This is a genomic window from Enterobacter cloacae complex sp. P16RS2, from assembly GCF_014982155.1.
GTDB classification, from domain to species: Bacteria; Pseudomonadota; Gammaproteobacteria; order Enterobacterales; family Enterobacteriaceae; genus Enterobacter; species Enterobacter cloacae_M.
The window spans coordinates 226,807-240,394 of the sequence record NZ_JADCKW010000019.1; the positions used below are offsets into that span (position 1 = coordinate 226,807).

The following is a 13,588-nucleotide window of genomic DNA, read 5'->3' on the forward strand; positions in this document are numbered from 1 at the left end:
GAAACCTCGTGTGTGGTTGTTATGTTCACGCTGTGCGTGTGTAATTATGAAAATCCATATTCTGTATTTATTTCTTTACGGTTAACGAGACCGAAAAAAGCGGAGATGGCTTCCGTAAGCGCCAGAATAGTGATAAGTGCCTGCGAATGCACCTGCTTTATGAAGGGGTGATGACGACTTGAATAAAAAGAAAGCATTTGTAAATCGGCCCGCTCGTTGTTCCTCACCCAACCTATAGAATAGAAATGCGCCTTAAGTGGGCGAATTTTCATTATTTGCCTTGTTGAATCGCTTCAGATTGCAAAAACCCTCGTTTCATTATGGTTAAAACTCCCTCTTTGGGAGTAATCAACTCATTTGTGCAAAGTTACATTTCTGAAACGTTATTTCTGTAAGGTTGTTAAAATGTGCAGGGTTTACTGATTTCAATCAAAACCAATATGGACAGAAGGTGAATACTTTGTTACTTTAGCGATACGAAATAGAAATTGGTAAGACCAATTGACTCCGGGCAAAAAGGCGTAAGACAGGGAATATGGCCTACAGCAAAATTCGCCAACCAAAACTATCTGATGTGATTGAGCAGCAGCTGGAGTTTTTAATCCTCGAAGGGACTCTGCGCCCGGGTGAGAAACTTCCGCCAGAACGCGAGCTGGCAAAACAGTTCGACGTTTCACGTCCCTCTCTGCGTGAGGCGATTCAACGTCTCGAAGCAAAGGGCTTGCTGCTTCGTCGCCAGGGCGGCGGAACCTTTGTGCAAAACAGCCTGTGGCAGAGCTTCAGCGATCCGCTGGTAGAACTTCTCTCTGACCACCCAGAATCCCAGTTTGACCTGCTTGAGACCCGTCACGCGCTTGAAGGTATTGCGGCCTATTACGCCGCCCTTCGCAGCACTGATGAAGATCGCGTGCGTATCCGCGAACTGCATCAGGCCATTGAACGGGCACAGCAGTCCGGCGATTTAGACGCCGAGTCCAGCGCCGTCGTCCAGTATCAAATTGCCGTCACCGAAGCGGCCCACAACGTGGTGCTCCTCCATCTGCTACGCTGCATGGAGCCCATGCTGGCCCAGAACGTTCGTCAAAATTTTGAATTGTTGTATGCCCGTCGGGACATGCTCCCACTGGTAAGCAACCATCGCACCCGAGTATTCGAGGCGATAATGGCCGGGGAACCGGAGCAGGCGCGCGAAGCGTCGCACCGACATCTGGCTTTCATTGAGGAAATCTTGCTGGACCGCAGCCGTGAACAATCGCGTCGCGAACGTTCATTACGCCGCATACAGCAACGAAAGGATTAAGCGCCAGGTACTTTTAGAGCGCGGCAACTAAACGCAGAACCTGTCTTATTGTGTTTTCTGGCGAAAATACAATGGGACAGGTTCCAGACAAATCAACGTATTAGATAGATAAGGAATACCCCCATGTCAGAACGTCTCCAAAATGACGTGGATCCGATCGAAACTCGCGACTGGCTACAGGCGATCGAATCGGTCATCCGTGAAGAAGGTGTTGAGCGCGCTCAGTATCTGATTGATCAGCTGCTTTCTGAAGCCCGCAAAGGCGGCGTGAAGGTTGCTTCAGGTGCAGGGGCTAGCAACTACGTAAACACGATTGCCGTCGAAGACGAACCGGAATACCCGGGCAATCTGGATCTGGAACGTCGTATCCGTTCTGCAATCCGCTGGAACGCCATCATGACCGTTCTGCGCGCATCCAAGAAAGACCTGGAGCTGGGTGGCCACATGGCGTCCTTCCAGTCTTCTGCGACCGTTTACGAAGTGTGCTTCAACCACTTCTTCCGTGCAGCGAACGAGAAAGACGGCGGCGATCTGGTGTACTTCCAGGGCCACATCTCTCCGGGCATCTATGCACGTGCATTCCTGGAAGGTCGTCTGACTGAAGAGCAGATGAACAACTTCCGTCAGGAAGTACACGGTAAAGGTCTGTCTTCTTACCCGCACCCTAAACTGATGCCTGAATTCTGGCAGTTCCCGACCGTATCTATGGGTCTGGGCCCAATCGGTGCGATCTATCAGGCTAAATTCCTGAAATACCTGGAACACCGTGGTCTGAAAGACACCTCTGAGCAGACCGTTTACGCCTTCCTGGGCGACGGCGAAATGGATGAGCCAGAATCCAAAGGTGCGATCACCATCGCTACCCGTGAGAAGCTGGACAACCTGTGCTTCATCATCAACTGTAACCTGCAGCGTCTGGATGGTCCGGTAACCGGTAACGGCAAGATCATCAACGAACTGGAAGGCATCTTCGCTGGTGCTGGCTGGAACGTGATCAAAGTCATGTGGGGCGGTCGTTGGGATGAGCTGCTGCGTAAAGACACCAGCGGTAAACTGATCCAGCTGATGAACGAAACCGTTGACGGTGACTACCAGACCTTCAAATCCAAAGACGGTGCCTACGTTCGTGAGCACTTCTTCGGCAAATATCCTGAAACCGCAGCACTGGTTGCAGACTGGACTGATGAGCAGATCTGGGCTCTGAACCGCGGTGGTCACGATCCGAAGAAAGTCTACGCTGCACTGAAAAAAGCGCGTGAAACCAAAGGTAAAGCGACTGTAATCCTGGCCCATACCATCAAAGGTTACGGCATGGGTGATACCGCAGAAGGTAAAAACATCGCTCACCAGGTTAAGAAAATGAACATGGACGGCGTGCGTTATATCCGCGACCGTTTCAACGTTCCAGTGACCGATGAGCAGGTAGAAAACCTGTCTTACATCACCTTCCCGGAAGGGTCTGAAGAGCACAAGTACCTGCACGAACGTCGTCAGGCGCTGAAAGGCTACCTGCCAGCTCGTCAGCCTAACTTCACCGAGAAGCTGGAACTGCCAGCGCTGGAAGACTTCTCTCAGCTGCTGGAAGAGCAGAACAAAGAGATCTCCACCACTATCGCTTTCGTTCGTGCCCTGAACGTGATGCTGAAGAACAAGTCGATCAAAGATCGTCTGGTTCCAATCATCGCCGACGAAGCGCGTACTTTCGGTATGGAAGGTCTGTTCCGTCAGATCGGTATCTACAGCCCGAACGGCCAGCAGTACACTCCGCAGGACCGTGAGCAGGTTGCATACTACAAAGAAGACGAAAAAGGTCAGATCCTGCAGGAAGGTATCAACGAGCTGGGCGCAGGCGCATCCTGGCTGGCTGCTGCGACCTCTTACAGCACTAACAACCTGCCGATGATCCCGTTCTACATCTACTACTCCATGTTCGGGTTCCAGCGTATCGGTGACCTGTGCTGGCAGGCAGGCGACCAGCAGGCTCGCGGCTTCCTGGTAGGCGGTACCTCCGGTCGTACGACCCTGAACGGTGAAGGTCTGCAGCACGAAGATGGCCACAGCCACATTCAGTCTCTGACTATCCCTAACTGTATCTCTTACGACCCGTCTTACGCGTACGAAGTGGCAGTCATCATGCATGACGGTCTGCAGCGCATGTACGGTGAAGCGCAAGAGAACATTTACTACTACATCACCACCCTGAACGAAAACTACCACATGCCGGCAATGCCAGCAGGTGCCGAGGAAGGTATCCGTAAAGGTATCTACAAACTCGAAACCATCGAAGGTAGCAAAGGTAAAGTTCAGCTGCTGGGCTCCGGCTCTATCCTGCGTCACGTACGTGAAGCAGCGCAGATCCTGGCGAAAGACTACGGCGTGGGTTCCGACGTGTACTCTGTGACCTCCTTCACTGAACTGGCGCGTGATGGCCAGGATTGTGAGCGCTGGAACATGCTGCACCCACTGGAAACTCCACGCGTTCCGTACATCGCTCAGGTGATGAACGACGCGCCAGCGGTGGCGTCTACTGACTATATGAAACTGTTCGCAGAGCAGGTTCGTACTTACGTTCCAGCTGATGATTATCGCGTACTGGGTACTGACGGCTTCGGTCGTTCTGACAGCCGCGAAAACCTGCGTCACCACTTCGAAGTTGATGCTTCTTACGTGGTTGTAGCAGCACTGGGCGAACTGGCTAAACGTGGCGAAATCGATAAGAAAGTGGTTGCGGACGCAATCACCAAATTCAACATCGATGCAGAAAAAGTTAACCCGCGTCTGGCGTAAGAGGTAAAAGAATAATGGCTATCGAAATCAATGTACCGGACATCGGGGCTGATGAAGTTGAAATCACCGAGATCCTGGTCAAAGTAGGCGACAAAGTTGAAGCTGAACAGTCGCTGATCACCGTAGAAGGCGACAAAGCCTCTATGGAAGTCCCGTCTCCTCAGGCTGGCATCGTTAAAGAGATCAAAGTCTCTGTTGGCGATAAAACCGAGACCGGTAAACTGATCATGATTTTCGATTCCGCCGACGGTGCAGCAACTGCTGCACCTGCGCAGGAAGAGAAGAAAGAAGCTGCTCCGGCCGCCGCTGCTCCAGCAGCTGCCGCAGCAGCAAAAGAAGTGAACGTGCCTGACATCGGCGGTGATGAAGTTGAAGTCACTGAAATTCTGGTGAAAGTGGGCGACACCGTTGCGGCTGAGCAGTCACTGATCACCGTAGAAGGCGACAAAGCCTCTATGGAAGTGCCGGCTCCGTTCGCGGGTACCGTTAAAGAGATCAAGATCAACACCGGCGACAAAGTGTCTACCGGGTCGCTTATCATGATCTTCGAAGTGGCGGGTGCAGAAGGCGCTGCCGCGCCTGCGCAGGCCGCTGCTCCGGCTCCGGCTGCTGCACCAGCAGCTGCTGGCGGCGCGAAAGACGTTAACGTACCGGACATCGGCGGTGACGAAGTTGAAGTGACCGAAGTGATGGTGAAAGTGGGCGACAAAGTTGCCGCTGAACAGTCACTGATCACCGTTGAAGGCGACAAAGCTTCTATGGAAGTGCCGGCGCCGTTCGCGGGTACCGTTAAAGAGATCAAAATCAGCACCGGCGACAAAGTGTCTACCGGCTCTCTGATCATGGTCTTCGAAGTGGAAGGCGCTGCGCCTGCCGCAGCTCCGGCTGCCGCAGCTGCTCCAGCCCCTGCTGCTGCACCGGCTCAGGCTGCTAAACCAGCCGCTGCCCCTGCTGCTAAAGCAGAAAAATCTGAGTTCGCTGAAAACGACGCTTACGTCCACGCTACTCCGCTGATTCGTCGCCTGGCGCGCGAGTTCGGTGTGAACCTGGCGAAAGTGAAAGGAACCGGCCGTAAGGGTCGTATCCTGCGCGAAGACGTTCAGACCTACGTGAAAGACGCGGTGAAACGCGCCGAAGCTGCACCTGCTGCAGCCGCCGGTGGCGGTATCCCGGGCATGCTGCCATGGCCGAAAGTGGACTTCAGCAAGTTCGGCGAAATCGAAGAAGTGGAGCTGGGCCGCATCCAGAAAATCTCTGGTGCTAACCTGAGCCGTAACTGGGTGATGATCCCGCACGTTACGCACTTCGACAAAACCGATATCACCGATCTGGAAGCGTTCCGTAAACAGCAGAACGCTGAAGCTGAGAAGCGCAAACTGGACGTGAAATTCACCCCAGTAGTCTTCATCATGAAAGCCGTTGCTGCTGCCCTTGAGCAGATGCCACGCTTCAACAGCTCCCTGTCCGAAGACGGCCAGAAGCTGACGCTGAAGAAATACATCAACATCGGTGTTGCGGTTGATACGCCAAATGGTCTGGTTGTTCCGGTCTTCAAAGACGTGAACAAGAAGAGCATCACTGAGCTGTCCCGTGAACTGACCGTTATCTCCAAGAAAGCGCGTGATGGTAAGCTGACTGCCGGCGAAATGCAGGGCGGCTGCTTCACTATCTCCAGCATCGGCGGCCTGGGTACCACCCACTTCGCACCGATTGTTAACGCGCCGGAAGTGGCTATCCTCGGTGTGTCCAAGTCCGCGATGGAGCCGGTGTGGAATGGCAAAGAGTTCGTGCCGCGTCTGATGATGCCAATCTCTCTGTCCTTCGACCACCGCGTGATCGACGGTGCTGATGGTGCGCGCTTCATCACCATCATCAACAACATGCTGAGCGACATTCGCCGCCTGGTGATGTAATCGAAAAGCCGGCCAGTCGGCCGGCTTTTTTCTGATAATCTCATGGTGTTTGTGAGGTTATTGGCGAAAGCGACAATTCGTGAGCCGTTTGTTGTTTCAAAATTGTTAACAATTTTGTAAACTGCGGGCGGATAGAACGACCCGGTGGACGACGGGTATAAATTAAGAGGTCATGATGAGCACAGAAATCAAAACTCAGGTCGTAGTACTTGGGGCAGGCCCGGCAGGTTACTCCGCAGCATTCCGTGCAGCGGATTTAGGTCTGGAAACCGTCATCGTAGAACGTTACAGCACCCTCGGCGGTGTTTGTCTGAACGTCGGCTGTATCCCTTCTAAAGCGCTGCTGCACGTGGCGAAAGTTATCGAAGAAGCCAAAGCGCTGGCTGAACACGGCATCGTCTTCGGCGAGCCGAAAACCGATATCGACAAAATTCGTACCTGGAAAGAGAAAGTTATCACTCAGCTGACCGGCGGTCTGGCGGGTATGGCCAAAGGCCGTAAAGTGAAAGTGGTAAACGGTCTGGGTAAATTCACCGGTGCGAACACCCTGGAAGTGGAAGGCGAAAACGGCAAAACCGTGATCAACTTCGACAACGCGATCATCGCGGCAGGCTCTCGCCCAATCGAACTGCCATTCATTCCGCATGAAGATCCACGCGTGTGGGATTCCACCGATGCGCTGGAGCTGAAAACCGTTCCTAAGCGTCTGCTGGTCATGGGCGGCGGTATCATCGGTCTGGAAATGGGTACCGTGTACCATGCGCTGGGTTCAGAGATCGACGTGGTTGAAATGTTCGACCAGGTTATCCCGGCTGCCGACAAAGACATCGTTAAAGTCTTCACCAAACGCATCAGCAAGAAATTCAACCTGATGCTGGAAACCAAAGTGACTGCCGTTGAAGCGAAAGAAGACGGTATTTACGTTTCCATGGAAGGCAAAAAAGCCCCATCCGAACCGCAGCGTTACGACGCCGTGCTGGTGGCTATCGGCCGTGTGCCGAACGGTAAAAACCTCGACGCGGGCAAAGCTGGCGTGGAAGTGGACGACCGTGGCTTTATCCGCGTTGACAAGCAGCTGCGCACTAACGTGCCGCACATCTTTGCTATCGGCGATATCGTCGGTCAGCCAATGCTGGCACACAAAGGTGTTCACGAAGGTCACGTTGCCGCTGAAGTTATCGCCGGCATGAAGCACTACTTCGATCCGAAAGTCATTCCATCTATCGCGTACACCGAGCCAGAAGTTGCATGGGTGGGTCTGACTGAGAAAGAAGCGAAAGAGAAAGGCATCAGCTACGAAACCGCCACCTTCCCGTGGGCTGCTTCTGGCCGTGCTATCGCTTCCGACTGCGCTGACGGTATGACCAAACTGATCTTCGACAAAGAGACTCACCGCGTCATCGGTGGTGCGATTGTCGGTACCAACGGCGGCGAGCTGCTGGGTGAAATCGGTCTGGCTATCGAAATGGGCTGTGACGCTGAAGACATCGCGCTGACCATCCACGCTCACCCGACTCTGCACGAGTCCGTGGGCCTGGCGGCAGAAGTGTTTGAAGGCAGCATCACCGACCTGCCAAACGCGAAAGCGAAGAAGAAATAAGTTTCTTCAGATGAAAAAAAGCGGCCAATGGCCGCTTTTTTTATGCGCTGCGTTTAGGGTGCCACAGGCTGCCAGTTTTTATCAGGGCTATAGGCGGCTAGCGCCCGGGTTTTCTGCTCTGAATCGCTGCCGAGATCGGACTGGTACACCTTGTCGTCCTGGTTTATCACAAAGCTCATTACGCCCGTCTGACCATAGCTGACCGGCCAGGCAACCATCGCGAAACCGTGATTATCCGGCAGGATGCGGAAGCGATAGCCGTGATAGCCGGTGCCCGGCTCTTTCGGGCTAAATGCCGGACCGAGCGGGCTGGGCGCTTCGCCGGGCGAGGCTGGCCAGTACAAACCGTCTTTTTTGCCTTTCGAGCTGACAATCTTCTGCGCGTATTTCTGGTTCATCGCAAAATAGCTTTGCTGCGCATCAACATAGGCATGCAAGGCTTCAATGGCGGCGAGCTCGTTACGCCCGATTTCACGGGTCAGGATCTCTTCAGCCCCTTCTTTGATGTCGAACTGCCAGCCTGCAGAGGTTTTGATCACCGGGATGGGAAGCTGCCAGCCGTTGTCTCCGACAACCAGATGCGCCTTATCTCCTTCGACAACCGTGGTATGACGGACGTTCCAGTCGCGCAGGAAGCGATCGACAGCATCCGGATCAACGCCCTCAGGGGGCAGAAAATCGCGCCAGTTCTCTCCAAGCAGATCGGTCATCGCGCTCTCGTTTTGCTCACTGATGGCTTTGGTCAGCGCATCGGTTGCCTGAGCGGGTGTGCTAAAAGACTGCTGCGCCATCACCGGGGCCGAAAGCATAAATAACACCATTCCGCTGAGTAGTTTACGTTTCATGTCGGTTCCCTTAGCGATGTCGAATTTCACGGCGTTCAGCACGTCCACCAGACGCCTGACGTGGCTGCTGCTGGCGCGCAGCGAGCTGTCTGCTTTGCGCACCGCGCTGCTGCTGCGCCTGCCAGTTTGCGGAGCGGCTATCGTTACCGCTCAGCGCATTGGCCCGGGGCTGGCTGCTTCGCTGCTGGAGAGAGCGTTGCTGCGCGGGCTGCGAAGCCCGCTTCTCTTGTCTCTGGGCGGTGGTCTGGCGGTTTTCTCGCTGCTGCGCGGTGCTACGCTTCGCCGTCTGCGGTTTGGTGTCGTAGCCGCGGTAGTTATTGCGCTGCGAAATCTGCTTCAGCTGTTCGCCTGAGGCCTGACGCTGCACGTCTTTCGTTCCGGTGCGCGCCGTTTGGGGGAAGGTTTTGCCCGTGGATTTCTCCATCTGGCTCAGCGCGGCCTGACGCTGGCTATCGCGATTAACCGGTTTTTGCTGCGTTGAGCTGAGCCCTGTCGCCGCGTTGGTGGCGTGGAAGCGAGTGTTGAGCTGGTTAGTCGGGTAGGGCACGCCTTCCCGATAGGCCGGGTTGTGCTGCCAGGTGCGGTTGGCGTCCGTCAGGCGCTGTCCGCTGATTTTATTGAAGTTCTCAACGTTGATATTGATATTGTTATCACCGTTGCGGTTATAGCCGCCGTGATTATCCCAGTCACCATGGTGATGATCCCAGTCATCGTCATCATCCCAGTCGATGCTGCTGAAGATGGCATAGGTTGTGGCGACGCCCAGGCTGAAGCCTAAACCGTTTACGAAGCTGTTGCCAAACTGCTCCCCGGGTGAAGGCGGGAGATAGGTGGGCGGATAGGCGGCGTTTGGCCAGGTCCCGTAAACCGTATTGGGGTTATAGGTGGGGACGTAAACAACCTGCGGGTCGGCAGATTCAATTTTGATTACCGTTGGGGCGGGCGCGGACGTCGTGGTTGTCGTTGCCTCAGCGGTGCTGGTTTTCGCTGGCGCCGGTTTTGTCACGGTGGTGACCGTCTGCTGGGGCGTGGATTGTAAAGCGCCGGCCTTCTGCGCCAGCGCGCGCAGGCGCTGAACGGAATCCATCACGTCCTTCGGCTGCGCGAGAAACGCATCACCCAGATTTTGTACCCACGGCGGGTTTTCACCCATCAGGGACATAAGCTGAGGAAACGCGACCAGCGATTTTACGCTGGGATCCCAGGGCTGGCTGGCAACGGCCTGAATCGCGGCGTCCCCTTCCATTTTAGGGTTGTCTTTGGACCACTGCGCCGCCTGGATCACGTTGGCCGGATAGGTCGACGCCATTAAAATTTGCGACAGCAGGGCATCCGGGTAGAGCGCGATGGGAGCAACCCATTGATCGATTTGCGCGGCAGTGTAGGCTGGCGCGACAACAGGGGCGGGCTGGGCTGCGGCAGGCGCTGGTGCAGCCGGTTGTTGTGCGACGGGAGCCGGCGCTGCGGGCTCCGTGGCGCGGCCTTTGACAAACATGACGCCCGAGGCGGCAAACAGCCCGGCACTGCACACAAGGACGAGCAGATGTGGCTTAAAGGGCAACTTCATAAAATGACTCCAACGAGACAAGCGCTGTGCCGTGAGGCGTTACGGTTGGCGTGAGTATTATTCACCCGTCTTTTACTGTTTTGACTTTTATTGGGAAGCGTCCGGGACGTCCGGATAAAGAGTGTGAGTATTTATTACACAATTATATCTGATGAAGAAAAAACTGAAGCGTCACGGTTCAGAAGATATCGCAAAAAGATGCCCTGAATCCCCGCTACACCATGCTTAACGATTCAGCAAATTTTTTAATGTTGCTTTTTTGTAAACGGATTAACACTGTGCAGAAATCCTGCTATGCTGCCCGACGCGGTATCGGGCATTTACCCTACAAACTGCTGTCTCACAGGAGCGTGAAGAGAACGCCCGCCGCATATGACAATGAGAGCGAGGAGAACCGTCGTGCTAGAAGAATACCGTAAGCACGTAGCAGAACGTGCCGCCGAGGGAATTGTACCCAAACCTTTAGATGCAACCCAAATGGCCGCGCTCGTCGAGCTGCTGAAGAACCCGCCTAAGGGCGAAGAAGAATTCCTGTTAGATCTGCTGATCAACCGCGTACCGCCTGGCGTAGATGAAGCTGCCTACGTAAAAGCCGGATTCCTTGCTGCTATCGCCAAAGGCGAAGCCACCTCCCCACTGGTTACTCCTGAAAAAGCCATTGAACTGCTCGGCACCATGCAGGGTGGTTACAACATTCATCCGCTGATTGACGCGCTGGATAACGACAAGCTGGCACCGATTGCCGCTAAAGCGCTCTCTTCCACGCTGCTGATGTTCGATAACTTCTACGATGTGGAAGAAAAAGCCAAAGCGGGCAACGTCTATGCGAAGCAGGTGATGCAGTCCTGGGCTGATGCCGAATGGTTCCTGAACCGCCCAGCGCTGGCTGAAAAAATCACCGTTACCGTCTTTAAAGTGACCGGTGAAACCAACACCGATGACCTCTCTCCGGCACCGGACGCGTGGTCTCGCCCGGATATCCCTCTGCACGCCCTGGCGATGCTGAAAAACGCCCGTGAAGGTATTGAGCCGGATCAGCCGGGCAGCGTCGGACCGATCAAACAGATCGAAGCCCTGCAGAAAAAAGGGTTCCCGCTGGCCTATGTGGGTGACGTTGTGGGTACCGGTTCTTCCCGTAAGTCCGCAACCAACTCCGTGCTGTGGTTCATGGGCGACGACATTCCGCATGTGCCAAACAAGCGCGGCGGCGGCCTGTGCCTCGGCGGCAAAATTGCGCCAATCTTCTTCAACACCATGGAAGATGCGGGCGCACTGCCGATCGAAGTGGATGTTTCTAACCTGAACATGGGCGACGTGATTGACGTTTACCCGTACAAAGGCGAAGTGCGTAACCACGAAACCAACGAGCTGCTGGCAAGCTTCGAGCTGAAAACCGACGTGCTGATCGACGAAGTGCGCGCCGGTGGCCGTATCCCGCTGATCATTGGTCGTGGCCTGACTACCAAAGCGCGCGAAGCGCTGGGTCTGCCGCACTCTGACGTTTTCCGTCAGGCGAAAGACGTTGCTGAAAGCAACCGCGGTTATTCTCTGGCACAGAAAATGGTGGGCCGCGCGTGCGGCGTCGCCGGTATTCGTCCTGGCGCGTACTGCGAGCCTAAGATGACCTCCGTGGGCTCTCAGGACACCACCGGTCCAATGACCCGTGACGAACTGAAAGACCTGGCGTGCCTGGGCTTCTCTTCTGACCTGGTGATGCAGTCCTTCTGCCATACGGCGGCCTATCCGAAGCCGGTTGACGTGACCACGCACCACACGCTGCCAGACTTCATCATGAACCGCGGCGGCGTTTCCCTGCGTCCGGGTGACGGCGTAATCCACTCCTGGCTGAACCGCATGCTGCTGCCGGATACCGTGGGTACCGGCGGTGACTCCCATACCCGTTTCCCAATCGGTATCTCCTTCCCGGCGGGCTCCGGTCTGGTGGCGTTTGCTGCTGCGACGGGCGTGATGCCGCTGGATATGCCGGAATCGGTGCTGGTGCGCTTCAAAGGTAAAATGCAGCCGGGTATCACCCTGCGCGACCTGGTTCACGCGATCCCGCTGTATGCGATTAAACAGGGCCTGCTGACCGTTGAGAAGAAAGGGAAGAAAAACATCTTCTCTGGCCGCATTCTGGAAATTGAAGGTCTGCCGGATCTGAAAGTGGAGCAGGCGTTCGAGCTGACCGATGCTTCCGCCGAGCGTTCTGCGGCGGGCTGTACCATCAAGCTGAACAAAGAGCCGATTATTGAGTATCTGAACTCTAACATCGTGCTGCTGAAGTGGATGATTGCAGAAGGCTACGGCGACCGTCGTACGCTGGAGCGTCGTATCCAGGGCATGGAAAAATGGCTGGCCGATCCGCAGCTGCTGGAAGCCGATGCTGACGCAGAGTACGCGGCGGTGATCGACATCGATCTGGCGGATATCAAAGAGCCAATCCTGTGTGCACCGAACGATCCTGACGACGCGCGTCCGCTGTCTGAGGTTCAGGGCGAGAAGATCGACGAAGTGTTCATCGGATCCTGTATGACCAACATCGGTCACTTCCGTGCTGCCGGTAAGCTGCTGGATACCCACAAAGGCCAGCTGCCAACCCGTCTGTGGGTGGCGCCGCCAACCCGTATGGACGCGGCTCAGCTGACCGAAGAGGGCTACTACAGCGTGTTTGGTAAGAGCGGTGCGCGTATCGAAATCCCTGGCTGTTCCCTGTGTATGGGCAACCAGGCGCGCGTAGCCGACGGTGCGACGGTGGTTTCCACCTCTACCCGTAACTTCCCGAACCGTTTAGGTACCGGTGCGAACGTCTTCCTGGCCTCTGCGGAGCTGGCGGCGGTTGCGGCGCTGATTGGCAAACTGCCAACGCCGGAAGAGTACCAGACCTTTGTGGCTCAGGTGGATAAGACCGCGGTGGATACCTATCGCTATCTGAACTTCGACCAGCTTTCTCAGTACACCGAGAAGGCCGACGGGGTTATCTTCCAGACGGCGGTATAAACAGCAAAACCGTCTCTACGAGACGGTTTTTAGTGTTTGCACCCTCTCCCGTGGGAGAGGGACGGGGTGAGGGCATCAGGCCGCAGGGTCTTGCTCTCACCTTTTTATTTTCATTCCTCCCACCTCTCCCGCTTTTTTTCTTCCTCGCTGCTGCGATAATTACGGTAATGGCTTTGCAGAGGAAAACACTATGGATTACGAATTTCTGCGCGACATCACCGGAGTGGTGAAAGTGCGTATGTCGATGGGCCACGAAGCCGTTGGACACTGGTTTAACGAAGAGGTGAAAGAAAATCTTGCACTTCTTGATGAAGTTGAACAGGCGGCAAATACGGTGAAAGGCAGTGAACGATCCTGGCAGCGCGCCGGGCATGAATATACGCTGTGGATGGACGGTGAAGAGGTCATGGTGCGTGCCAACCAGCTCGAGTTTTCAGGTGACGAGATGGAAGAGGGGATGAGCTACTACGACGAAGAGAGCCTGTCGATGTGCGGCGTAGAGGATTTCCTTCAGGTGGTAAATGCCTACCGCGACTTTATGAAACAGAAATAAAAGACCGGAGCATCCATGCTCCGGCT

General features: G+C 55.1%; 9 protein-coding genes. 6 read left to right on the forward strand and 3 right to left on the reverse strand.

The genetic code is table 11. The features are described from left to right. Positions 1-44: 44 nt before the first annotated feature. Entirely contained in the window at positions 45-272 is a 228-nt protein-coding gene (locus INF68_RS14195) for a hypothetical protein (protein ID WP_023310417.1), read from the reverse strand. Positions 273-535: 263 nt separating this feature from the next. Between INF68_RS14195 and pdhR the strand changes: the two genes are divergently transcribed. From pdhR to lpdA, 4 genes are all read left to right on the forward strand, one after another. Then, positions 536-1,300 (forward strand): pyruvate dehydrogenase complex transcriptional repressor PdhR, encoded by a 765-nt coding sequence (pdhR, locus tag INF68_RS14200; protein WP_008501960.1) that lies wholly within the window; start codon positions 536-538, stop codon positions 1,298-1,300. 123 nt (positions 1,301-1,423) lie between these two features. Beyond that, positions 1,424-4,087 carry a pyruvate dehydrogenase (acetyl-transferring), homodimeric type gene (gene aceE, locus INF68_RS14205; protein WP_023310418.1) on the forward strand — a complete coding sequence of 888 codons (2,664 nt, stop codon included), beginning with the start codon at positions 1,424-1,426 and terminating at the stop codon, positions 4,085-4,087. 14 nt (positions 4,088-4,101) lie between these two features. Continuing rightward, positions 4,102-6,000 (forward strand): pyruvate dehydrogenase complex dihydrolipoyllysine-residue acetyltransferase, encoded by a 1,899-nt coding sequence (aceF, locus tag INF68_RS14210; RefSeq protein ID WP_126786340.1) that lies wholly within the window; start codon positions 4,102-4,104, stop codon positions 5,998-6,000. A gap of 175 nt (positions 6,001-6,175) precedes the next feature. After that, positions 6,176-7,600, forward strand: a complete 1,425-nt coding sequence (gene lpdA / locus INF68_RS14215) for a dihydrolipoyl dehydrogenase (protein WP_003856313.1) — start codon at positions 6,176-6,178, stop codon at positions 7,598-7,600. A 53-nt stretch (positions 7,601-7,653) separates the two neighbouring features. Here lpdA and INF68_RS14220 read toward each other — a convergent pair whose 3' ends face one another. Next, entirely contained in the window at positions 7,654-8,445 is a 792-nt protein-coding gene (locus INF68_RS14220; RefSeq protein WP_126786362.1) for a DUF2950 family protein, read from the reverse strand. Positions 8,446-8,455: 10 nt separating this feature from the next. Beyond that, a complete protein-coding gene (locus tag INF68_RS14225; RefSeq protein WP_126786341.1) occupies positions 8,456-10,012 on the reverse strand; it encodes a DUF3300 domain-containing protein in 1,557 nt (518 codons plus the stop codon). Between the two features lie 399 nt (positions 10,013-10,411). On the opposite strand from INF68_RS14225, the gene acnB reads away from it, so the two are divergent. Further along, a complete protein-coding gene (acnB, locus tag INF68_RS14230) occupies positions 10,412-13,009 on the forward strand; it encodes a bifunctional aconitate hydratase 2/2-methylisocitrate dehydratase (protein WP_045355163.1) in 2,598 nt (865 codons plus the stop codon). 190 nt (positions 13,010-13,199) lie between these two features. Beyond that, the gene (gene yacL, locus INF68_RS14235; RefSeq protein WP_023310423.1) at positions 13,200-13,562 is read left to right on the forward strand and encodes a protein YacL; all 363 of its coding nucleotides are present in this window, start codon (positions 13,200-13,202) and stop codon (positions 13,560-13,562) included. Positions 13,563-13,588: the final 26 nt, after the last annotated feature.

Excerpts from the sequence above, each read along its gene's own strand:
- pdhR (WP_008501960.1), top strand. The coding sequence starts at position 536 with ATGGCCTACAGCAAAATTCGCCAACCAAAACTATCTGATGTGATTGAG.
- INF68_RS14225 (WP_126786341.1), bottom strand. The coding sequence starts at position 10,012 with ATGAAGTTGCCCTTTAAGCCACATCTGCTCGTCCTTGTGTGCAGTGCC.
- aceE (WP_023310418.1), top strand. The coding sequence starts at position 1,424 with ATGTCAGAACGTCTCCAAAATGACGTGGATCCGATCGAAACTCGCGAC.
- aceF (WP_126786340.1), top strand. The coding sequence starts at position 4,102 with ATGGCTATCGAAATCAATGTACCGGACATCGGGGCTGATGAAGTTGAA.
- INF68_RS14195 (WP_023310417.1), bottom strand. The coding sequence starts at position 272 with ATGAAAATTCGCCCACTTAAGGCGCATTTCTATTCTATAGGTTGGGTG.
- yacL (WP_023310423.1), top strand. The coding sequence starts at position 13,200 with ATGGATTACGAATTTCTGCGCGACATCACCGGAGTGGTGAAAGTGCGT.
- lpdA (WP_003856313.1), top strand. The coding sequence starts at position 6,176 with ATGAGCACAGAAATCAAAACTCAGGTCGTAGTACTTGGGGCAGGCCCG.
- INF68_RS14220 (WP_126786362.1), bottom strand. The coding sequence starts at position 8,445 with ATGAAACGTAAACTACTCAGCGGAATGGTGTTATTTATGCTTTCGGCC.